This window comes from Photobacterium sp. 270122K (assembly GCF_059941365.1).
This window is the reverse complement of sequence record NZ_JBPOEN010000001.1, coordinates 358,477-379,587: the sequence shown is the minus strand read 5'-3', so window position 1 is coordinate 379,587 and position 21,111 is coordinate 358,477. Positions and strand designations below refer to the sequence as shown.

At 47.0% G+C, this 21,111-nt stretch carries 18 protein-coding genes; 15 read left to right on the top strand and 3 right to left on the bottom strand.

Annotated features, from left to right (window positions below; genetic code table 11):
• Positions 1-69: 69 nt before the first annotated feature.
• Positions 70-657 (bottom strand): hypothetical protein, encoded by a 588-nt coding sequence (locus tag ACSF8W_RS01715; RefSeq protein WP_500844505.1) that lies wholly within the window; start codon positions 655-657, stop codon positions 70-72.
• Positions 658-779: 122 nt separating this feature from the next.
• Here ACSF8W_RS01715 and ACSF8W_RS01710 point away from each other — a divergent pair, with 122 nt between their 5' ends.
• Positions 780-1,262, top strand: a complete 483-nt coding sequence (locus ACSF8W_RS01710; protein ID WP_500844504.1) for a glutathione peroxidase — start codon at positions 780-782, stop codon at positions 1,260-1,262.
• Positions 1,263-1,274: 12 nt separating this feature from the next.
• Here ACSF8W_RS01710 and ACSF8W_RS01705 read toward each other — a convergent pair whose 3' ends face one another.
• Positions 1,275-2,246 (bottom strand): CHAD domain-containing protein, encoded by a 972-nt coding sequence (locus tag ACSF8W_RS01705; protein WP_500844502.1) that lies wholly within the window; start codon positions 2,244-2,246, stop codon positions 1,275-1,277.
• 204 nt (positions 2,247-2,450) lie between these two features.
• Here ACSF8W_RS01705 and hppD point away from each other — a divergent pair, with 204 nt between their 5' ends.
• From hppD to ACSF8W_RS01645, 12 genes are all read left to right on the top strand, one after another.
• A complete protein-coding gene (gene hppD / locus ACSF8W_RS01700; protein ID WP_500844500.1) occupies positions 2,451-3,569 on the top strand; it encodes a 4-hydroxyphenylpyruvate dioxygenase in 1,119 nt (372 codons plus the stop codon).
• A gap of 629 nt (positions 3,570-4,198) precedes the next feature.
• Positions 4,199-4,975, top strand: coding sequence for a transcriptional repressor AgaR (agaR, locus tag ACSF8W_RS01695; protein ID WP_500844498.1), 777 nt, complete (start codon positions 4,199-4,201; stop codon positions 4,973-4,975).
• A gap of 62 nt (positions 4,976-5,037) precedes the next feature.
• Positions 5,038-6,315 carry a tagatose-bisphosphate aldolase subunit KbaZ gene (gene kbaZ / locus ACSF8W_RS01690; protein WP_500844496.1) on the top strand — a complete coding sequence of 426 codons (1,278 nt, stop codon included), beginning with the start codon at positions 5,038-5,040 and terminating at the stop codon, positions 6,313-6,315.
• 16 nt (positions 6,316-6,331) lie between these two features.
• Positions 6,332-7,489 (top strand): SIS domain-containing protein, encoded by a 1,158-nt coding sequence (locus ACSF8W_RS01685; protein WP_500844494.1) that lies wholly within the window; start codon positions 6,332-6,334, stop codon positions 7,487-7,489.
• 28 nt (positions 7,490-7,517) lie between these two features.
• Positions 7,518-8,018 (top strand): PTS N-acetylgalactosamine transporter subunit IIB, encoded by a 501-nt coding sequence (agaV, locus tag ACSF8W_RS01680; RefSeq protein WP_500844493.1) that lies wholly within the window; start codon positions 7,518-7,520, stop codon positions 8,016-8,018.
• Positions 8,019-8,065: 47 nt separating this feature from the next.
• Positions 8,066-8,836, top strand: a complete 771-nt coding sequence (gene agaW / locus ACSF8W_RS01675) for a PTS N-acetylgalactosamine transporter subunit IIC (protein ID WP_500844491.1) — start codon at positions 8,066-8,068, stop codon at positions 8,834-8,836.
• Positions 8,826-9,719 (top strand): PTS system mannose/fructose/sorbose family transporter subunit IID, encoded by an 894-nt coding sequence (locus ACSF8W_RS01670; protein ID WP_500844489.1) that lies wholly within the window; start codon positions 8,826-8,828, stop codon positions 9,717-9,719. Before agaW ends, ACSF8W_RS01670 begins: the two co-directional genes overlap by 11 nt.
• Positions 9,720-9,780: 61 nt before the next feature.
• Positions 9,781-10,230 (top strand): PTS galactosamine/N-acetylgalactosamine transporter subunit IIA, encoded by a 450-nt coding sequence (gene agaF, locus ACSF8W_RS01665; protein ID WP_500844488.1) that lies wholly within the window; start codon positions 9,781-9,783, stop codon positions 10,228-10,230.
• Between the two features lie 2 nt (positions 10,231-10,232).
• Positions 10,233-11,381, top strand: coding sequence for an N-acetylglucosamine-6-phosphate deacetylase (nagA, locus tag ACSF8W_RS01660; RefSeq protein WP_500844486.1), 1,149 nt, complete (start codon positions 10,233-10,235; stop codon positions 11,379-11,381).
• Between the two features lie 46 nt (positions 11,382-11,427).
• Positions 11,428-12,258, top strand: coding sequence for a 5-dehydro-4-deoxy-D-glucuronate isomerase (gene kduI / locus ACSF8W_RS01655; RefSeq protein WP_500844485.1), 831 nt, complete (start codon positions 11,428-11,430; stop codon positions 12,256-12,258).
• Between the two features lie 45 nt (positions 12,259-12,303).
• Entirely contained in the window at positions 12,304-13,386 is a 1,083-nt protein-coding gene (locus ACSF8W_RS01650) for a glycoside hydrolase family 88/105 protein (RefSeq protein ID WP_500844483.1), read from the top strand.
• 85 nt (positions 13,387-13,471) lie between these two features.
• Positions 13,472-14,194, top strand: coding sequence for a carbohydrate-binding family 9-like protein (locus tag ACSF8W_RS01645; RefSeq protein ID WP_500844481.1), 723 nt, complete (start codon positions 13,472-13,474; stop codon positions 14,192-14,194).
• A 235-nt stretch (positions 14,195-14,429) separates the two neighbouring features.
• Here the strand turns inward: ACSF8W_RS01645 and ACSF8W_RS01640 are convergent, their stop codons facing one another.
• Positions 14,430-17,531, bottom strand: coding sequence for a chondroitinase family polysaccharide lyase (locus ACSF8W_RS01640; RefSeq protein ID WP_500844479.1), 3,102 nt, complete (start codon positions 17,529-17,531; stop codon positions 14,430-14,432).
• 255 nt (positions 17,532-17,786) lie between these two features.
• Between ACSF8W_RS01640 and ACSF8W_RS01635 the strand changes: the two genes are divergently transcribed.
• A complete protein-coding gene (locus tag ACSF8W_RS01635; protein WP_500844477.1) occupies positions 17,787-19,067 on the top strand; it encodes an anaerobic sulfatase maturase in 1,281 nt (426 codons plus the stop codon).
• Between the two features lie 55 nt (positions 19,068-19,122).
• On the top strand, positions 19,123-20,754 hold the full coding sequence (locus ACSF8W_RS01630; RefSeq protein WP_500844475.1) for a sulfatase family protein: 1,632 nt from the start codon (positions 19,123-19,125) through the stop codon (positions 20,752-20,754).
• The last annotated feature ends 357 nt before the right edge of the window (positions 20,755-21,111 follow it).

Here is a 21,111-nt window from a genome sequence, read left to right as displayed (position 1 = left end):
AAAAAGACACATGGTTCGGTGTTCAAGCGCAGAAAGGCGGAATTTTTTGGGGAGAGGGCGGAGACTGAGTCACTTACCCAGCCATTTTTTGAGTGTGGCGGTTATCGTCGTCACCAAGCTTTGATGGGGTTGAGCCTGCTTGGCATGGTCGACACCGATGTAGTAGGTGTGCATCAGCGCTTGGCGCAGTGTTTCCTGCGCCCCTTGTGTGCCTTGTGTGCCTTGTGTGCTATGAGGGTCAGCCTCATCCGCATAAAGGGTTTGGCTGATCAACGTGGCTTGGTCGTTGGCGTAGCTGTAATCAATACCGCAGTAGCCCTGACACAATAACCACAATGTCGCGATCACTTTCAGCTCAAGGGCGTCAAGGGTGTGGAATTTACTGGCATGCTCTTCACCGACTTCGCGTTGAAAGAGTTGTTGCATGTCAGTGAGAGTGCTTTGCGTGGCTTGATACGCCTCAAAGGTGGTTTGGAATGATTGGGTTAATACACCCAGCGCGAGATCCGTCTGGGGTTTATCCGCGCGTTGTTGGCTAATCGCGTTAAACGCGGGGACGCGATTAGCCAGAAAGTCGTTGGCATACTGACGTTCCTTGTCGCTAAGCGGTGTGGCATCCAAGCCAAATTCGAGCAATAGTTTTTCGAGTGATTTCATGTTATTAGTTTGATCTAAAGGAAACTTTAGAGAGTATATACCCAAGTGAGCTTAAGATGCGCGTTTCAGCGAGACAGAATGGGATTTCGTTGGCGGCATTCAACCCTGTAGAAGGAAAAACGATGACAGTATTTTATGACTTATCTGCCAATCGCATAAACGGCGTGGCGACGCAGATGGGGGAGTTTGAAGGGAAGGTGGTACTCGTTGTGAATACGGCCAGCGAGTGTGGTTTTACCCCGCAATATCATGGGTTGCAAGCGCTGTTCGCGAACTATGAATCACAGGGCTTGGTTATTTTAGGGTTCCCGTGTAATCAGTTCGGCGGGCAAGAACCAGACAGTAATGAACAGGTTGCCCAGACGTGTGAAATCAATTACGGGGTAAGTTTCCCGATGTTCGAAAAGGTAGATGTGAACGGCGAGAACAGCCACCCCGTCTTCCAATACCTGACGCAAGCCTTACCCGGTTTAGTGGGGAAGAAGATCAAATGGAACTTCACCAAATTTTTGATTGGTCGTGATGGTCAACCAATTAAGCGCTATGCCCCGACAACCACACCAGAAGCGTTAGAAAAAGACATTGTGCGTGCGTTGCAAGGCTGATGGAGGGGAGGCTTAGGCCTTCTTCATCCACATCGCATAACGTGCGATATGCTGGGGATCGCGAAATACCGTAATTTGTTCTAATGCGTCGGCGTGGCACTGCGCATACCGATCGTGTGTTTGGGCGATTAACGTTTCAAGGGCGGTTTTCTTCATGTCCATGCATTGTGTGGTATTCAGATAGTTATTTAAAAAAGCTTGCTGTACCGTGAGATCATTCAGATCCCCCAATGACGTTTGTAATTGCTTGAGGGCCGCCAACAGGTGTTTGCTTTTGGCATTGGGGTACAGCGGGGCGAAATACTCCAGTACATAGCGAAACTTTTTACAGTCGATACGCAGTTGATGTAATTGGGTATCGGGTGAAGAAGGCGATACCTCATCACAATGTGTATTGACCCGCTGTGAGTGATACGACAATACCGAACTGGCAACGTCGAGTGTCGAAGGTTGAGCGGCGTTTTTCTTCTTTTCAGTCAATGATAATTCATCAAGTAACCCACTGATCAACGTGCAATGTTGCTGATATTCATTGGATTTCAGCCAACGTTTGAGTGTTTTAAAGCGCTTGCGTCGCTGGTACTGCAGATCATCAAAGAAACGGGTGAGGCCATTGTGGTGCGGGTGCTCCAGCAAAAAGAAATAGTCTTCCATTTTCATTAAGAACACATCGAGATCGCGCAAAGTATTGGTGTGCTGCATGAGCGTGCGTAATGCCAGCTTCAGCATGACTTTCTGCCGCTTTTCAAACAAAGGTCCCAGTAGACCAATAAGGGCACGACAACGGCGTAAGGCAACGCGGTATTGATGGAGAAATTCTTCGTCGTCATCACGAATCATCCCCGCTTCATGGCGGCGGGCGTGATGAAATTCGTTTGTCAGGTAGTGATAAGTGGCAAGGGTAATATCAATATCAGCCGTAAGGATCACGTTTGGTGATTTGCGTTTCGGCAACGTAAGTTGATCGCGTTTGGTGACTGACATTGTATGCCTTCTTTTTTAGCTACTCTTGTCATTTTAGTGGGGGGATGGCGATTCCTCCAAATAGTGCTGCCAATATTGCGGCATGGCACGTGCACTTTACAGTCCACATTGACAGGTTGAAAACGGCATTGGTGGTGCAAACTTCTCATCCTTCAGGTCTTACTGCTAAGTCTATAAATAGAACGGCAACCAGAGGGTGTGATCATGATGGAGAAGCAAGCGAATACGCAGTTCAATAAACACCAGTTGAGAGATCCACACGACAATCCATTAGGCACCGATGGCTTTGAGTTTGTCGAATTTACGGCCCCGACCGAGTCTGGGATAAACGGGTTAAAAGTGCTGTTTGGGCAAATGGGTTTCGCGGAAATTGCCAAGCATCACCATAAAGCAGTCTGGCTATACAGGCAGGGTGATATTAACTTTATTGTGAATGGGGAAGTGCAGTCGCAGGCGTCGGGGTTTGCCAGTGAACACGGGGCCAGTGTGAATGCCATGGCATTTCGTGTGCAAGATGCCCGTGCCGCGTTGGATCATGCCATCGAACAAGGGGCTGAGGCGTGTGATGCCCAAGCTGGCCCGATGGAATTGAACATTCCGGCGATTTACGGTATTGGCGGGTCACTGATTTATTTGGTCGACCGTTATGGTGACCACGATATTTATGACGTTGATTTCACCTATTATCCGGATGCGGCAGCGCGCTTAGCACAACACGATGCGGGCCTACTTGTGATCGATCACCTTACGCACAATGTGGAACGGGGGCATATGGATCGCTGGGCTCAGTTTTATGAACGACTCGCCAATTTTAGAGAGATCCGTCATTTTGACATTAAAGGCAAAATGACCGGTTTGTTATCACGTGCCATGACGGCGCCGTGCGGGAAAATTCGCATCCCGATCAATGAATCTCATGATGATAAATCACAGATAGCGGAATACCTCGAACAGTATAACGGGGAGGGGATCCAGCACATTGCGTTGAGCACAGAAAACATATTCGAGACTGTCACACAGTTACAAAAGAATGGGCTGATCTTTATGGATACGCCAGATACCTATTACGAAGGCATTAATCGACGCGTGCCTGAACATCACGAAGATGTGGCGAAACTGCATGCGTTAAAAGTACTGATTGATGGCGATGAGAGCGGCATTCTTTTGCAGATATTCACTCAAACGGTCATAGGGCCAGTGTTCTTTGAAATCATTCAACGCAAAGGCAATGAAGGGTTCGGTGAAGGGAATTTTAAGGCCTTGTTTGAATCGATCGAGTTGGATCAAATTCGCCGAGGTGTGCTGAAAAGCGAGGAGGGGTAATAAATCCGTAATCACATTATTTACCTGACCGAGCTCGACATTTTTTGTTTAGCGGGTGGCGTAAATGGGGCTATTGCCTTAGGCATCATGTGCGCCTCATTCCGCCCTGAAACCGATGTCGTATAGCCATTCCTGTGCACTTGGGTGCAATTAAAACCACGCTGCCATCTGATAATAATGACACATTGATATGCCACTTGGGGGCATTTTTTAGTCCGTTTGCGATGTAAATTACAATAGAAAGCTTCTGAACTTTATTTTCTTACGATTTCATGTTTTTATATCACTACCGCAAATCATCGAAAGTATGAAAGCGAAGGTTTACTGCTTAATAGGGAGCAATTTCACGATGTGGAAAGGCTTTCACTTTCAAAGTAAAACTGCTTGCATAGTGATTTGCGATTAGGTTGCGACTAGCCTTACGTTAACGCGATCTACTGTGCGTTTCGTCCTTTACGTCTCTTTCACTTTCAAAACAACAAGCGAAAGCAGGCGCAAATGAAGTGGTGCATATCGAAAGTATGTGAAAGAGATCTCAAGTTTGACTTCTTCACCTTGTTCCTTTTGTTTTTACTTGTAAGCTTAACTCGAAATCAAACGAAAGTGCGATTTCAGCAGGAGACTAAATAATGAAAAGTGCTGTCGAAAGGCGAATGGAAATCGTCAGCGTGGTTAACCAAGACGGTAAAGCACGTGTAGAGGACCTAGCGGCTAGATTTAGTGTCTCCAGTGTCACTATCCGCAGTGACCTGAGTTTTCTGGAAAAAAATGGGTATGTTGTGCGCTCGCACGGTGCCGCGATTCCAAATACAGGGGTTATTGCTGAACTAACCGTTCATGAAAAACGTCGGCAAAATGCAGGCCTGAAATCCTTACTTGGACAAGCTGCTGCTGCGTTGATTGAAGATGGTGACACAGTCATTCTGGATTCGGGTACTACTACACGCGAAATTGCAGCCAATTTGGCTTCTGTCGAAGATGTAGTAGTAATGACCAATGGTCTGGATGTGGCTATGGAGTTGTCATCAAAACCGGGTGTTGAGGTGCTGATGACAGGTGGTGTACTTCGGAAGAATGCGCTGTCTTTTTCGGGTTCACAAGCTGAGAGTGGCTTAAAAAACTACCGTTTTGATAAAGTCTTCTTAGGTGTGGATGGATTTGACCTTCGATCAGGAATTACAACGCACAACGAGCAGGAAGCCAGTCTAAACCGCTTAATGTGCGATATTGCTGAACATATTGTTGCTATTGCTGACTCAAGCAAATTTGGCAAACGCAGTTGTCATATGATCCGAGAATTTGGTCGTATTGACACCTTGGTAACAGATTCTGGTATTTCAGAAGAGTACCTCCAAGGTTTGCGTGATATGAAAGTCAAAGTCGTTATTGTCGAAAAGACCGATTAATCCTGCCCCACCGCTTACTAACTCCATAGCAACCTATCAGATGTTGATTGTGGAGTTAGTACATGAGCACCCTTCTTGAGATCGTAAAACGCCACAAAGCTGGTGGCAACAATGGTATTTATTCTGTTTGTTCTGCTCACCCTTTTGTGATCGAAGCAGCGATACTTCAAGCTAAACAAGATCATTCTCCGTTGCTGATTGAGGCAACCTCTAATCAAGTCGATCAATTCGGTGGTTACACCGGCATGACACCGATTGATTTTCGTAATTTTGTACTGACGCTTGCTGAGCAGTTGGCATTTCCTACCGACCGTTTAATTTTGGGGGGTGACCATTTAGGCCCTAATCGCTGGCAAAGCTTGCCTGCGGAAGAAGCAATGGTGAATTCGGATGCATTGATCGCAGCTTATGTGGCTGCGGGCTTCAAAAAAATACATTTAGATTGCAGCATGTCTTGTGCGGGTGATCCGGTACCCTTATCTGATGAAATTGTTGCTGAACGTGCCGCACGTTTAGCGCGTGTCGCAGAGCAAACCGCGATTGCCACTTACGGTCACAGTGATGTGGTCTATGTCATTGGAACGGAAGTGCCTGTTCCGGGCGGTGCTGCAGAACAATTAGACGGTGTTGAGGTGACGTCGCCAGAAGCGGCAGAAAAAACCATTCAATGTCACCGAGATGCATTTGAAAAAGCCGGTGTAGCCAATTGCTGGGATCGCGTGATCGGGTTGGTCGTACAACCTGGCGTAGAGTTCGATCACACAGGCGTTATTGATTACTGTTCTGAAAAAGCCCAAGCATTAAGTCGAGTGGTTGAGCACTACCCGCATATGGTATTTGAAGCCCACTCAACCGATTATCAGCCCGATAGTGCGTATAAAGCGTTAGTGCGCGACCATTTCTCTATTTTAAAAGTGGGGCCAGCATTAACATTTGCGATGCGTGAAGCGCTTTTCAATTTGTGTGAAATTGAAGAAGAGATGATCCCAAAGGCACATTGCTCTCATTTGAAAGATCATATTGAAAGTACAATGTGTGCAGAACCTGATTTCTGGCAAAAGTATTATCATGGTAATGAAACACAGCAACGTTTTGCACGTTGTTACAGCTTCAGTGACCGCATCCGTTACTACTGGCCGAATGAAACTATTCAAGCCGCACAACATAAACTGTTTAATAATTTATCGAAAGAAGGCATGCCACTGCCATTAATTAGTCGCTATTTGCCTGAGCAATTCCATGCATTAAGAAATGGTGACATTAATAATACCCCCAAAGATTTTGTTATTGATAAAGTGCAGCAAGTCCTTCGCATTTATTCTTCAGCTTGTAAACTTTAATTATAAAGAGAGAAACATGAAATATTTAGATCTTGATATCAAAGATCTAGAAAGCCTTAAGGCTTTTTGGACCGCAAAAGAAATTCAACAACAACCTAAGTGCTGGGAAAAAACGTATTCAATTATTGATGAATGTCGACAGACCAGCCATAACTTTTTAGCGCCTCTCTTGGCTCAGAAAGACTTACGCATTGTGATGACAGGGGCGGGGACATCGGCATTTGCAGGGAAAGCCCTTGCGCCCGCACTAACGAAAGTGCTGTCACGCCGCGTCGAAGCGATTGCTTCAACGGATATTGTCTCAAATCCGTGCCAGTACTTTGCAGAAGATGTACCTACATTACTTGTTTCTTTTGCTCGCTCAGGCAACAGCCCTGAAAGTGTCGCTGCCGTTGATCTGGCTAATCAAGTCCTAACTCACTGTTACCACTTGATTATTACGTGTAACGCTGGCGGGGAGCTATACCGTCGTAGCGGTCATGATGAAAAAGCATTAGCGATTTTGATGCCAGAAGAAACCAATGATAAGTCATTTGCGATGACATCTAGCTTTTCTTCGATGATGCTTGCGACTTTTACTGTATTGGCACAAGAAAACAATTATTCGAAAGAGATTGAAAGACTTTGTAAGTGTTCTGAGGCTTTGATCAAAGAAATTAATCACCCAGTCAGTATAATAGCCTCTAAGAAAGCAAAACGTGTTGTTTACTTGGGCAGTGGTTGCTTGCAAGGGTTGGCCCAAGAATCTTCACTGAAGCTTTTGGAATTAACGGCGGGTAAAGTGGTAGCTACATTTGATTCACCACTGGGTTTCAGACATGGTCCGAAATCTATCGTCGATAACGAAACATTAGTTGTTGTATTTATTTCAAATGATCCATATACACGGAAATATGATGTGGATCTATTGAACGAACTTCGTCGAGATAATATCGCAAGCCAAGTTGTTGCTGTTACGTCAAAGCAAGATGATGTAGTTGAAAATGGCGAATGCATTATTATTGATGGCATGGATGAAGCTAGTGATGTTGAGCTGCTCTTCCCCTATTTAATTGTTGCTCAAATTTATGCTTTTCATTACTCACTGCTGTTGAGTAATACACCTGATAATCCATGTCCAACGGGTGAAGTGAACCGCGTTGTACAGGGTGTAACAATTCACGAATTAGTTTAATAACATTATAAAGAAGGATGAATTACCAATGACGTCACCTAACATTGTCTGGACGCGTATTGACGAACGTCTACTGCATGGTCAAATTCGTATTACTTGGGGTAAACACACGGAAGCTAATTTAATTCTTGTTGCTAATGATGATGCAGCAGATGGTCCAAGCGCGGCATTTATGCAAGCGGGAATGAAAGCGTCTGCCGGTGGTGAATATGCCGTGCGTTTTTTTAGCATTCAGAAGACGATTGATGTAATCCACAAAGCGTCACCAAAACAGAAAGTATTCATCCTTTGTAATAACCCAACAGACGTTGCTCGCCTGGTTGAAGGCGGTGTGCCCATTACACATTGTAATGTTGGCAATATGCACTTCCACGAAGGCAAGCGCCAAATCGCGAAAACCGTGTCTGTGAATGAAACCGACATTGATGCTTTTGAACGTATGGTTGCCCGTGGTGTGACCTGTACGATCCAAAATACGCCAGACCAATCACCGATCAATGTGCTTGAGCTTGCGAAACAGCCAGCCTAATGGCGCCCAAATCGACTGTAAACAGAGATTTAAATAAGGAATAAATCATGTTTTTTGAAGCCGCGCTCGTCGCAGTATGGGCGTTCTTCTGTGGCATCGATAAGTACGATGTTGCGTTGAACATCCACCGTCCACTAATAACAGGCCCTGTTGTGGGCTTCATTATGGGTGATATGCAAATTGGTTTGATTGCAGGTGCTACGTTAGAACTTGCCTGGCTAGGCTTGGTGCCGAATGCGGGGGCTCAGCCGCCAGATGTAACGCTAGGTACGATTGCTGCTGTTTCGTTTGCGGTAATGACGGGGCAGTCAGCAGAAGTCGCCATGGGCGTAGGTATGCCTATCGCAGTACTGATGCAGATGTTGGTCATTGGTTTCTTCGCCTTAACATCGTTCACCATGGGTAAAGCGGACCGCTTTGCTGAGCAAGCTAACTCGGATGGCATTGACCGGTTACTGATTACCACAATCTCACTCCGCGCGCTGATGTATTCATTGGTGGCCTTTGTCACGGTTTACTTTGGTGAGCATGCGGCGAGCTGGATTGATGAAAACGCACCGAAAGTGCTGCTAACAGGCCTTGGTATTGGTGCGAAGATGGTGCCAGCTATCGGTTTCGCCATGCTACTGAAAATTATGTGGTCTAAAGAAGTGGCGGGTGTGTTCTTCATCGGCTTCGTCATGACAACGTACTTGAAACTCCCAATCATGGCGGTCGCTGTCATTGGTGCATCAATCGCCGCGCTGTACTACTTCTTCAGCGGTAACAATAACGGATCTAACAATAATCAAGTCGAGGAATTTGAAGATGGCATCTGATATCACTGCAGGCTCACTGGCCGACAAAAACGGTAAGGTTACGGAAAATCTGGTAGATGGTATCGATGCGTATGAAGACACCACGCCACGTAAAGTTATTACGAAGAAAGATCTCTGGATTTGTTCGCTACGCGGCCTGTTCATGGAAGGTAACTTTAACTTCGAACGTATGCAGGCGGGTGGTTTTGCTTACTCGATTATTCCGGCACTGAAGAAGATCCACGGTAACAACAAAAACGACTTTGCTAAATCGTTAAAGAACCACCTTCAGTTCTTTAATGCGAGCCCGAAATTGTTCACTTTCTTGCTGGGTACTGCCATTGCAATGGAAGAGAACAAAGAAAAGCCGTCTACGGTAAACGTAATGAAGGTTGCGGGTATGGGGCCAACGGGTGGCATCGGTGATGCGATTGACCACATGACATTGATGCCATTAACACTGGCGTTGGGTGCCTCCATCGCGATGGAAGGCTCGATTGCAGGTCCATTTGTTTTCTTCTTCTTGTACCAAACGGTTCACTTCTTGGTGTACTTCGGTTTGATGTTCATGGGCTACAAAGCGGGTACCGCTGCGATGGTTAACATGAGTGATGCAACAGAGAAGTTGGCAAAAGCGGCCAATATCATGGGTATCTTCGTTATCGGTGCGCTGTCGGCCAGCTTTATCAAGATACAGACCACGGCCTCGGTCGAACTGGGGGGCAAGGTGGTTGAACTCCAAAGTGCCCTGTTCGATAAGATCATGCCTAACATACTGCCACTTTGCTTAGTGTTCTTTATGTTCAAAATGGTGAAAGGGACCGGCTTCTGGGCGAAACCGCCGGTGCTTATCTTCTCGACACTGGCTGCAGGTGTAGTGGGTCACTTCCTCGGCATTCTTTAATCGTCACATTTCGTTTCAAGGGGGGGAGGAGACTCCCCCCTTTTTATCAAGGATTTTTCTCATGATTGGTATTGTTGTTTCTGGTCACATTCATTTCGCATCAGGTATGGCGTCGGCAGTAAAAGCCATTGCTGGTGAGCAAGCACAAATGCAGTTTGTTGACTTTGTGGAGTCGATGTCAACGGCGGAATTAGAAGAGGCACTGCGTGAGGCTGCGAAGCAGGTTGATAGCGGTGAGGGCGTCTTGTTTCTAACGGACATTCCGGGTGGTTCTCCGTGCAATCGCGCAATGTCCATTTTAATGGATACCGATAATGTGGAGTTGTTGGCGGGCGTCAGCCTTCCCATGATTGCTAATGCGGCGTTTGAGCGCGAGGACAGTACGCTGCCTGTGTTGGTGGAAACCCTGTTAGATATCGGCAGTTCTTGCTTGCAAGACATGCGTAAAGAACTACAAGCCGTAATGGCACCCGAGCCAGAATTAGAACTTGAATGTGAAGACGGGCTATAACCATGCGCTATGCATTGCTTGCTGAACAGGTTTTTTCACCGGAAGGGATCGTCACCGACACGGCGGTCATCATTGAAAACGGCATGATTATTGATGTGACACCACATATTCCAGCGGGGTGTGAAGTGATCCACCTTGATGGGCAGTCCATTATGCCGGGATTTGTTGACATGCACATTCATGGTCGTAATGGGTGCGATGTCATGGATGGCACTTCAGAGGCCCTGCAGACCATTTCGGATGCATTACCGGCGACAGGCGTGGTTGCGTGGGTCGGCACAACGGTGACGGCGCATTGGGATGACATTATTCACGCACTTGAAAGTGTTAACCAGTTTACGCAACACCCGCAATCGCAAGGTGCTGAATTGCTCGGCAGTTTCCTTGAGGGCCCGTATTTCACTGAACGCTATCGTGGCTCTCATCCGCCGGCATTGCTTAAAGCCCCAGAGTTAGCGGAATTAGAACAAATGAAAGCGGTAGCGGGTTCGAGTTTGCTGCGCGCAGCCTTGGCACCAGAAGCCGAAGGGGCAATGGCGGCCATTGAATGGTTGACTGAAAACCAAATTAAAACGTCGGTGGCGCATACCGACGCCACTTTTGAACAAGTGACGGAAGCGTTCGAACGGGGTGCCGATTGTGGCGTGCATCTTTTTAATGGGATGCGGGGTCTGCATCACCGTGAACCGGGGTGCTGCGGCGCGGTGCTTTACCATGACATGGTCGCTGAACTGATAGCCGACGGCGTGCATGTGAACCCTGTGATGATGCAATTGGCTTATCGAATGAAAGGCTACCAAGGTATTGCATTGATCACCGATTGCATGCGCGCCGGAGGGTTGAGTGACGGTGAGTACATTTTAGGTGCTCAGACGATCACCGTGACCCATGGTGAAGCGCGCAGCCCTTGTGGCTCGCTGGCAGGCAGTACCTGTAGTTTAGATCAGGCCGTACGAAATATGGTTAATCTGGTCAAGGTACCCGTTTGGGATGCGGTGCAAATGGCATCATGGGTGCCAGCAAAATACTTAGGACTTGAACGGCGACTCGGGGCTATTGCGCCGGGAATGGAAGCCAGCTTGACCATCATGGATCACACCTTAGCGGTGACGGGCACTTTGATCAAAGGGCAGTGGGCATACCGCCAATAAGCACCAACATCGTGCCGGATAACACAACAGAATAAAAAGGGATAACATGAACATTCGTCAACCGATTCATAGCGATCACGCGAAACAACTGGATACCGCAGGTTTGCGTGAGCAATTTCTTATTGAAGGCTTATTCCAAGCCGGTGAAATTAACCTGACATACAGCCATATTGACCGCATTATTGTCGGTGGTGTTGTACCAACAACAGACGCATTAATGCTGGAAGGGGGTAAAGCTCTGGGTGTGGATTTCTTCCTTGATCGTCGTGAATTAGGCGTGATCAACATTGGTGAACCGGGGTTGATTATCGTTGATGGTGAGACGTTTGAAATCGGCACCCGAGAAGCCTTGTATGTAGGGAAAGGGGCACAAGACGTTCGTTTTGAAAGTGTGTCAGAGACACAACCTGCCCGTTTTTACGTGAATAGCGCCCCGGCGCACATGACCTACCCAACGCGTAAAATTACCCAAGAAGATGCCTCGCCAGAAACCTTGGGTTCGCAAGAGAACTGTAATGTTCGCACCATCAATAAATACCTTCACCCGTCGGTATTGCCAACCTGTCAGCTATTGATGGGCCTGACTGAGCTTGCGCCTGGCAGCTTGTGGAATACCATGCCCTGCCATACCCATGAGCGCCGCATGGAAGTGTATCTGTATTTTAATATGAAAGCTGACAACATCGTTTTTCATTATATGGGTCAACCGCAAGAAACCCGTCACATCGTGATGCGTAATGAGCAAGCCGTGATCAGCCCAAGCTGGTCGATTCACTCTGGCGTGGGAACGGCCGCTTATACCTTTATTTGGAGCATGGTCGGGGAGAATCAAACCTTCCACGATATGGATCATGTCGCCATGTCTGATTTGAAATAAGCCCTTATTTTAACGCTGGCATGATGGTGCCAAAGGATATACATGATGATGACGACAATAAAACAAGACGTTTTAACCTTGATGAAGCGCGTATACCGTTATCAGGCGGCGAATCAGACGCGCAGTGTGATCCGCCGCAGTGGGGCGACACGCTTTATTAAAGATACGGATTGGGAACGCGGCGTATTTTGGTCCTGTGTGTCGGCGGCATGGCTGGCGACGGATGATCAGGAATACCTTGAGGGCGTGATGGATTATACCTTGCACACGGGCTATCGAACCGGTGCTTTTCCGCGCTTTGCCGATGACCATGTGTGTACACAAGCATATTTAGATGTTTACCCGTTGGTGAATATCCCAGAAGCATTGGAACCCACGATAAAAGCGTTTGATATTATGGTTGATGAGCCACAACCCGGGCATAGAGACTGGTGGTGGGTGGATTCACTCTTCATGGCTCCCCCTGCGTTTGCGGCGTTATCAAAAGTAACGGGTGAACGTAAGTATGTCGACTATATGCACACGGCGTTCTGGGATGCGGTTGATCATTTGTACGATCCTGAAACCGGCTTGTATTTCCGTGATTACCGTTATATGCCAACGGAACTGGGTCAGAAGTACCGTAATGAATTTGGCGATGGTGGTGCTGCGTTTAAAGAAGCCAACGGTGAAAACGTGTTCTGGTCTCGCGGTATCGGTTGGATGCTGGCGGCGTGCCCGCGTATTTTGGCCCGTTTGCCGGACGATTTTGACGCGCGCCAGCCGTACCTGGATTTGTTCATAGCTTTGGCCGCAGAAGTGATCACATACCAACAAGACGACGGCTTCTGGCGTACCAGTTTATTGGATCCTGACAACTTCCCCGCGCCTGAAAGCAGTGCGACAGCGCTATTCTGCTATGGCTTAGCGTGGGGCGTGAACAATGGTCAGCTTGACCGTGAAACCTATCTGCCCGTTATCGAAAAAGCATGGACAGCGGTCGAAACCTGTGTGCATGAGAATGGCATGATGGGCTGGGTACAGCTTCCGGCCTTTAATCCCCGTGATGTGAAATTTGAACATAATATCGATTATGGTGCGGGTGCCTTTTTGCTGGCGGCAACAGAAGTGATGCATTTAGCGAAATAACGAATGGACAAGATGTAGTCAATCAAAGCTGATTTTATTTTTTATAAAGTCAGCTTTTTTTATCACGAGATAAAGGAAATCCTCAATGAAAACGATCCTTGGTATGTCAGCATTAGTGCTGAGTGGCATGATGTCAACGCAGGTGGCCGCAGAAACCCCCGCAAATTACCACATCCAATTTACGCAACAGGCGCCGGTTATCGATGGCAAGGGTAAAGATACCGTGTGGCAAACCGCAGATACACTTACGCAGTTTTCTTTTCCATGGCGCACTCAAATGGCCCCAGCGACGGAGTTTAAAGCGTTGTGGGATAATACCGCGATGTATTTCCGTTACCGCGTTGAAGATAAACAGTTGGCGATAGGCACTGATCCTGAACGGGCCATTCTGGACTCCGATCGCGTTGAGATTTTCTTGGCTAAAGACGCGACGTTGTCGCAGTATTACACCATGGAAATTGACCCTAAAGCGCGCGTGTTCAGTGGTAAAGCCGCGTATGACACCGTGGCGAAAAAACGGACATCATTAGACAGTACGTGGCAATGGCCGGGGTTAGTTGCCAAGGCGAGCATGACGGAGACCGGCTATGTGGTTGAAGGGGCATTGCCGCTAGCGACACTGGATAAACTGGGGTTATGGCAAGATAAAAATAAAACCACCGTATTGTGTGCATTAATGCGAGCGGAATTCACCCCTCAAAAAGACGGTAAAATCGACATGGGGTGGATGACGTGGGTGGATCCACAGACCGCCAAGCCGAATTTCCATAACCCTGAAACATTTGGTACCTGTACGTTTACCCAATAAGGGCTGCGAACGCGTTACCTTAGCCTGTTGTTATTCTCTTGTGTTAAGAGCGATAACCGCAGGCTTTTTTACGTCTGGTGGATGTAAACTAACGGTTGGAAATGATGGATCATTTAAGCGGCAATTCACGTCGTGTTGTAATCATCTCCTAATCGAGAAGGCGACAGAATACGTACAAAAAAGCCACTCGTGTTGCACGAGTGGCTGGTTAGTGTGGCAAGGCTGAATCGTAAGGTTATGGCTTGATTAGCGTAAAGCGGAGAGGGGTGGCATCGATTGTCGTCGTGGTAATGTGTGTATTCCCCTCAACAATCGTCGTGGTAATCTTGTTGTGGGCGTTTTCGAGTTGCCATTCACCTTTCACCACAAAGGACGTCTTGACCGGTTGAGAAAGGTTATAACGCCACTCACGGTCATAAATACTGACTTCGACTTGCTCGCCATTGGCATCCACTTGATCGGCATCTATACCATCATAAAACGCGAAATCTGGATTGACGACACTCAGTGTCAGCTGTGTATTCGGCGTATCGTGATGTAGCATAATTTGTGAGGGGGTTTGCGCCGAGAGAACCTGCTGAGGGTGAGCCATCTCGGTTGGCGCAAAGAAAGCATACGCTTCAATATTCCCCATATTTACCGCATGGACTGAAGCATCACGTTGAATGACGGTATAGTCAGGCTTGGTGATGTGTGTGTCTTTCGGTTCGATAAGGATCGCGTATTCATAACCGCTATTCTCAGGGGCTTTACCGTGATCAAGCACGGCAGTAGCAAAGTACCCCGTGGTGATGGCACCATCGTCTTCATCATTTGACGTTTGCTGTGAATAGCTGAAATGAACAGGCTCTTCTGCTGTGGTGTGTATGAAATACCGGTTTCCTGCCGGATCTTTGAAGGTTACATCACCATCCAATGTTTGGATATTCCCCGGCTGGTTGATAGCGGTGCCATTGACCTCGACGGATTTAAACGTTCCTTCCGGTAAGGCGCCATGATGTTGGAATAGCGTGGTTTCAGTGTCGTGCTCGGTGTCATCATTGTTGATGTTTGAACCAAGGGCGATCACCGTGTTATCAAACATGAAATAGGACTTGTTGGCCGTTAAGCTTTGTTGCTCATATTTCTTGTGCCCTTGTAGCTTCATGGCAAACATGGCGCTGTTTTCGGCAGGTAAATGGTTCGCGCCAGAGTAGGTTTCAGTTGAAAGCAACATTTCTTCAATACCGGCCCCCGGTAACTGATGTAAGGTCGCTTTTAGTTTGTCGTTCGGTAAATGGATGGTGGTGGTGCCGGGGAAGCGGTTCCAATCCCATCCATCATGGCTGAAGGCGCGATCCTTGATATTCGAAGGGGTAATTTCGAACTGGCCATACTGTAAATAACGGCCATACAAATTATTGGCTTCATAGGTTTCATTACCCACCAAGTAGCGACTAAAGCCGCGAGCGGTAGCCAGCCAGGAGGATTTCACGTCTTCAGCGCTTTCTCCACGCACAACCGCCATCGAGGCATAGTTCATGACCCATGTGCCTGTTGGATCAGCTTCTGCGGGGATATTTTCGTAAGCGGGTTTATTGATCAAATTGGCGTAGGCTGCCGCGAGTTCTTTATCCACGACCTGTGCGCCATCTGGCGAGCCCGCTAATGCCAGCCACTTAAAGGGTACGGAAGTGATCTTTTGTTTGCCATCAGGGTGACGGCCACTGAGCACCACAGGTGTGTTCATGTCTTTGGTGTAAACACGCATTTTCAGTAGCGCATCTTTAATGCGGGAATGTGCGTCTTCTGTCAGGCTGTACGGACTGTGACTTAACCCATATACCGCACCAGCTAAGCCCCCAAACGCATCTTTGCCGTACGCGGGGTAGTGTTGTGAGTGGTGGAAAATACTGCCATCTTTTTTAAATCCGCCGCCTAACCCGTCAGAGGCCAGTAATGTTTTGCTGAGCCAAGATTGTAACTGTGCCAGCATTTCATGGCGATCGGTTGGGTTTGGTAGTAACAGGAAGCTTTTGATCATCCACTGTAACTGGGTATTTAAAATATCCACGTTGGAGGCGGTAATTTCCTTGTCAGACTCGAACATACGGCCTGTGCCGTTAAACCACGTCATTGCTTGTTGTGCCGATTCGAGCAGGTCATGCTGTGCCAACAGTTTTCGTGCAATGAATAATGCATCAAACAATTCACGGGTTTGGTAGCCGACATGACTGATAATTTGCATGCCAGAGCCGCCTTGCCAGCCTTGATCTAATGCATACTGGTAGGCATCAATGAACATGGCTTCTAACGCACTTCTTTGCGCGTCCGTTAGCGACTCTGAGCGTAAAAACTTGGCAGTTTCGAGCATGGCTTTGCCCAAGTCTCGAATATTGGAGAAAGTCGTGAGTGTGTTTAGCGTGCTATCACTGACAATGCCGGTTTTTAAAAATTTCTGGTGGGCAGGGTGGTCGAGTTGTTTGCCTTGCCAGCTGCCATCCGGATTCTTCTTCATGGCAAAGGCGGTATATTTTTCGAGGTTAGCATCGATTTTTTCTTGGCTGACCGACGCCTTTGTATTTACGCCAAGGTGCTGATCAAACTGTGTGTACAAAATGGCACTGTCACCCGTTGTATCATCAAACTCGGCGCTGAAATCGAACTGAGGGTGTTTAGCTTTCAGCCACTTATCGTACATCAATAAGGCTGTCCAGTTCTTGCTGGCCATATCCTCCACATCAGGGTTGATGAATGGCTGCTGATGATCGGGGGTTGGCCAACGATTATCGACAGGAATGGCGAGCATCGCTTGATCAAAATACACCGTACCGACTAAATCAGGGGCAATCACCCGTAATCTATCCATGCCTTTTACCGCGGTGCCCGTCATATCTCGGAAAGGAACGGCAATGCCGCGCCATCCTGAGAAATTCAAACCATATTCAAAGTGCACGTGTGTGGTGTCGTCATCACCAAATTCAAACGTTAGCGTTTCAGATGACGGTGTGTCGTTGTAGATCCACGCCATAAAGGTTTGTGGTGTGATGTCATTTTCGGTGTCTGGGTCATAGCCAATATTTTGGTGGAACGTTAACAGGCTATGAGGGGTGTACTGCCATTTCAGTGCGTGTGCACCGTCCTTGAAATGCTGTGTGGTGGTGGTAAGCGCATGTTCAGAGGTGGTGGTAATGGCTTCTGGTACGCCCTTCTCAAAAAAGTACATATAGCCGCCCGGCTCGAGTTGAGCGCCTTTGCCATTGAGCGAGTCATTGTTTTGATTGCTTTCGCTGTTGCAGCCTGAAAGTACAATTGAGAGTGCGATAGCGATGGAGGTTAATGTTGTGTTGGGTTTCATTGTTAGCCTTTATTTTGTGTGTTTGTAGTAATCGAAGGCTATCGAAAGTTATGTGGCGATAAATTGATCAATATCGCAATGTTTAGAAGATTTCTCACGCTTATGTGTTTCCGTTTTATTTTCTGTATAAGTATCACAATGCCTCTTTATTGATATCTTTCAGTTGATTTTATTGTTGTGATATCTATCTCTTTAAGTTTTCGTTTGTTTTCGTATTATGACTTTTAGCTGATAATAAAAAACAAAGGAAAGTCCATGGCGCTGGCGAATACCCCTACAGCTCGATTCCACATGATGGCAAAGCCGACGAGCTATCGCTGTAACTTGAAATGTGAGTACTGTTTTTACTTAGAAAAGGAGGCGATGCTTAGTGAAAGCAAATCGTTGTCTTGTGGGCAGAAAATGCAACCCAAGGCAGCGCCTCAACCTGATGCCATGTCGGGATCTGTTTTAAAACGCTACATTCGAGATTACATCGCGTCACAAGATGGCGATGCGGTGGATTTTTCATGGCAGGGGGGAGAGCCCACGCTAGCCGGATTGGCTTTTTATCAGGACGTCGTGAAATACCAGCGGCAATATGCAGCAGGTAAAACGATAACGAACAGCTTTCAAACGAATGCCGTTGCGATTAATCGTCAATGGGCCAAATTCTTTGCTGATAATCAGTTTTTAATTGGGGTGTCAGTTGATGGTACACCAGAGGTACACGATAAATATCGCATTTCAGTCAATGGCAAACCCACCTTTGAGCGAGTAAAGCGCGCCATTGATCTGCTCTTGGAATACCAAGTGGACTTTAATGTGCTGACGGTGATTAACGATCAAAACTGGAACAAGGGAAAAGAAACCTACCAGTTTTTGAAATCATTGGGCGCTAAGCACATGCAGTTTATTCCTATCGTCGAAGTGCAGGGTGCCGCACAACAGTCTATTGAGCGTTATTCGCCGAATAAAACCGCCGCTGTGACGCATTTTTCTGTGCCTGCACAGGGGTACGGCGAGTTCATGACCAGCGTTTTTGACGAATGGTTAAAAGAAGATGTCGGTACGGTGTTCGTGCGTATGTTCGATAGCATTCTGGCGACATGGCTGGGTTATCCGGCATCGGTCTGTGTGCAATCAAAAAATTGCGGGCAGGCGATGGTGATTGAGGCCAATGGTGATGTGTATTCGTGCGATCACTACGTCTATCCCGCCAATCGCTTGGGCAATATTGCCCAAGCGCCATTGGTCAAACTGGCAACCAGTAAGCAACAGCAACGATTTGGCGTGGCCAAGTCAACCCAATTAACGGATGAGTGTCAGTCTTGTGAAGTACACGGTTTGTGTTACGGCGGCTGTCCGAAGCATCGTATCGTGCCGCAAGAAGGGCAAAAACATAAGCAGAATTATTTATGTGGTTCATATCGCCGTATTTTCCGTCACACCGCACCGGCGATGCACGTCATGTGTCAAGCGATCGGTCAGGGAGGAACGGCCGCGGATGCCCTTCCCATGATCCATCAAATGCGACATCAACATGTTTTTTCGTAACCCCCATTTTAATAAATCGACATTATTTATACATAACGGAAGTAAGGAGCGAATAATGAACCTGTCATTAGCTAATAAGACAGTGGTTGCCAGTTTAGTGGCTGCAGCTTGTGTTGCAGCCCCTATGAGTGCGTATGCCGCCAAACAAATCGATCAACCGAATGTATTGTTAGTGATCATGGATGACTTAGGTACGGGTCAGCTTGATTTTGCCCTAGACAGTCTGGATAAAGAAGTATTGGCGAAGCGTCCAGTGCCTGTTCGTTATCAAGGCGATTTGGATAAAATGATTGATGCGGCTCAACGTGCCATGCCGAACGTGGCTGAATTGGCAAAGAATGGTGTAAAAATGACCAATGCGTTTGTCGCACACCCAGTGTGTGGCCCATCACGCGCAGGCATTTTTACCGGACGTTACCCAACCAGTTTTGGCACGTACAGTAACGATGATGCATTGAAAGGGATCCCGCTGGATATAAAACTGTTGCCTGCGTTGTTCCAAGAAAATGGGTATCGTACGGCAAATATTGGTAAATGGCACAATGCTCAGATTGTCAGTAAAAACCGCATAGCGGAAAATGCCCGTACGCGTGATTATCATGACATTCAAGTTCCTGTTGCGGGTAAAGGGTTTGGCCCGGAAGAGCGTGGCTTTGATTATTCCTACAGCTTCTATGCGTCAGGCGCGGCGTTGTGGAATTCGCCTGCTATTTATGAAAACGGTAAGAATATTCCTTCGCCAGGCTATCTAACGCATAACCTGACTAACCAGACATTGAAGTTTATTGAAGAGAGTGGTGATAAACCCTTCTTTATTAACTTAGCTTACAGTGTTCCGCATATTCCATTGGAAGATGCATCCCCCGCGCAATACATGGACCGCTTTAACACCGGTAACGTGGAAGCCAATAAATATTTCGCGGCAATCAATGCGGCGGATGAAGGCTTGGGCCAAATCATGGATTTGCTGAAAGAAAAGGGCGAGTTAGAAAACACAATGATTTTCTTCTTGTCAGATAATGGTGCTGTGCATGAATCACCGATGCCAATGAACGGTATGGATCGTGGCTATAAAGGGCAGATGTACAACGGCGGGGTACGTGTACCGTTTGTGGCATCTTGGCCGAAGCAGATCCCTGCTGGTGGTAATAATCACACATTGATTTCAGCGCTGGACATTCTACCGACAGCACTGACGGCCGCAGGTATTGAGATCCCCGCTGAGATGGTCATTGATGGGCAAGATATTCTACCTGTGTTAGCGGGTAAGGAAGCACAATCGCCGCATGATTACATTTACTGGGCGGGACCGGGTGCGAAGCACTATAGCGAAGAAAATGACCCGTTCTGGTACGGCTACTGGAAATGGATTACGTATGAAAGTAATGAAATCCCGAAAAATCCGAACTTAGAAAAACTGTCGAAAGGTTCTTGGGCGATTCGAGATCAAGATTGGGCGCTGTATTTCTATGATGATGGCTCAAATAAAGTGAAGCTGTTTAATGACAAGCTTGACCCATCAGAATCTCAGGATCTTGCGCAGAAACACCCAGAGAAAGTCGCTGAAATGAAAAATGCGTTCTACAACTGGATCAAAGATAAGCCAAAACCGGTTGCATGGGGTCAAGACCGTTACCATGTGTTGACTGAGTCAGCAAAAAGCTCGCCTAATTTAGTGAAGAACTGATTGCGCGCATTCGTTGAGATAAAAGCAATAAAGTAAACACAAGCCAGTTTAAATATGATTTAGCTTGCTGCATAAAAGCCAAAAGCACTTTGCTTTTGGCTTTTTTATTTATCAGTCACAAGATCGGTTTTTATCTGTGAGATTTAACGCACAGTGCATGAGTAACAATGGGGGATAATAGCCAGCAAAAGAAAGAGAAAGAGAAATAAAGCAAAATAAAGCGGTGTTTCTGTTTGCATATTTAGCATTTTCGGTGTGAATGGAATATATGCTGGTGGAGCAGGGGAGAAAGATAGAGACAGCGAAGAATAGAGAGGCAGTGAGTAAACAAATCATTACGCATAAAAAAGAGCCTTA

What these genes read in the sequence shown, in the direction of transcription:
- kbaZ (WP_500844496.1), top strand. Translation starts at nt 5,038, where the DNA reads ATGAGCACCCTTCTTGAGATCGTAAAACGCCACAAAGCTGGTGGCAAC.
- agaF (WP_500844488.1), top strand. Translation starts at nt 9,781, where the DNA reads ATGATTGGTATTGTTGTTTCTGGTCACATTCATTTCGCATCAGGTATG.
- ACSF8W_RS01705 (WP_500844502.1), bottom strand. Translation starts at nt 2,246, where the DNA reads ATGTCAGTCACCAAACGCGATCAACTTACGTTGCCGAAACGCAAATCA.
- nagA (WP_500844486.1), top strand. Translation starts at nt 10,233, where the DNA reads ATGCGCTATGCATTGCTTGCTGAACAGGTTTTTTCACCGGAAGGGATC.
- ACSF8W_RS01645 (WP_500844481.1), top strand. Translation starts at nt 13,472, where the DNA reads ATGAAAACGATCCTTGGTATGTCAGCATTAGTGCTGAGTGGCATGATG.
- ACSF8W_RS01635 (WP_500844477.1), top strand. Translation starts at nt 17,787, where the DNA reads ATGGCGCTGGCGAATACCCCTACAGCTCGATTCCACATGATGGCAAAG.
- ACSF8W_RS01710 (WP_500844504.1), top strand. Translation starts at nt 780, where the DNA reads ATGACAGTATTTTATGACTTATCTGCCAATCGCATAAACGGCGTGGCG.
- agaV (WP_500844493.1), top strand. Translation starts at nt 7,518, where the DNA reads ATGACGTCACCTAACATTGTCTGGACGCGTATTGACGAACGTCTACTG.
- agaR (WP_500844498.1), top strand. Translation starts at nt 4,199, where the DNA reads ATGAAAAGTGCTGTCGAAAGGCGAATGGAAATCGTCAGCGTGGTTAAC.
- ACSF8W_RS01670 (WP_500844489.1), top strand. Translation starts at nt 8,826, where the DNA reads ATGGCATCTGATATCACTGCAGGCTCACTGGCCGACAAAAACGGTAAG.
- ACSF8W_RS01640 (WP_500844479.1), bottom strand. Translation starts at nt 17,531, where the DNA reads ATGAAACCCAACACAACATTAACCTCCATCGCTATCGCACTCTCAATT.
- ACSF8W_RS01650 (WP_500844483.1), top strand. Translation starts at nt 12,304, where the DNA reads ATGATGACGACAATAAAACAAGACGTTTTAACCTTGATGAAGCGCGTA.
- agaW (WP_500844491.1), top strand. Translation starts at nt 8,066, where the DNA reads ATGTTTTTTGAAGCCGCGCTCGTCGCAGTATGGGCGTTCTTCTGTGGC.
- ACSF8W_RS01630 (WP_500844475.1), top strand. Translation starts at nt 19,123, where the DNA reads ATGAACCTGTCATTAGCTAATAAGACAGTGGTTGCCAGTTTAGTGGCT.
- kduI (WP_500844485.1), top strand. Translation starts at nt 11,428, where the DNA reads ATGAACATTCGTCAACCGATTCATAGCGATCACGCGAAACAACTGGAT.
- ACSF8W_RS01685 (WP_500844494.1), top strand. Translation starts at nt 6,332, where the DNA reads ATGAAATATTTAGATCTTGATATCAAAGATCTAGAAAGCCTTAAGGCT.
- ACSF8W_RS01715 (WP_500844505.1), bottom strand. Translation starts at nt 657, where the DNA reads ATGAAATCACTCGAAAAACTATTGCTCGAATTTGGCTTGGATGCCACA.
- hppD (WP_500844500.1), top strand. Translation starts at nt 2,451, where the DNA reads ATGATGGAGAAGCAAGCGAATACGCAGTTCAATAAACACCAGTTGAGA.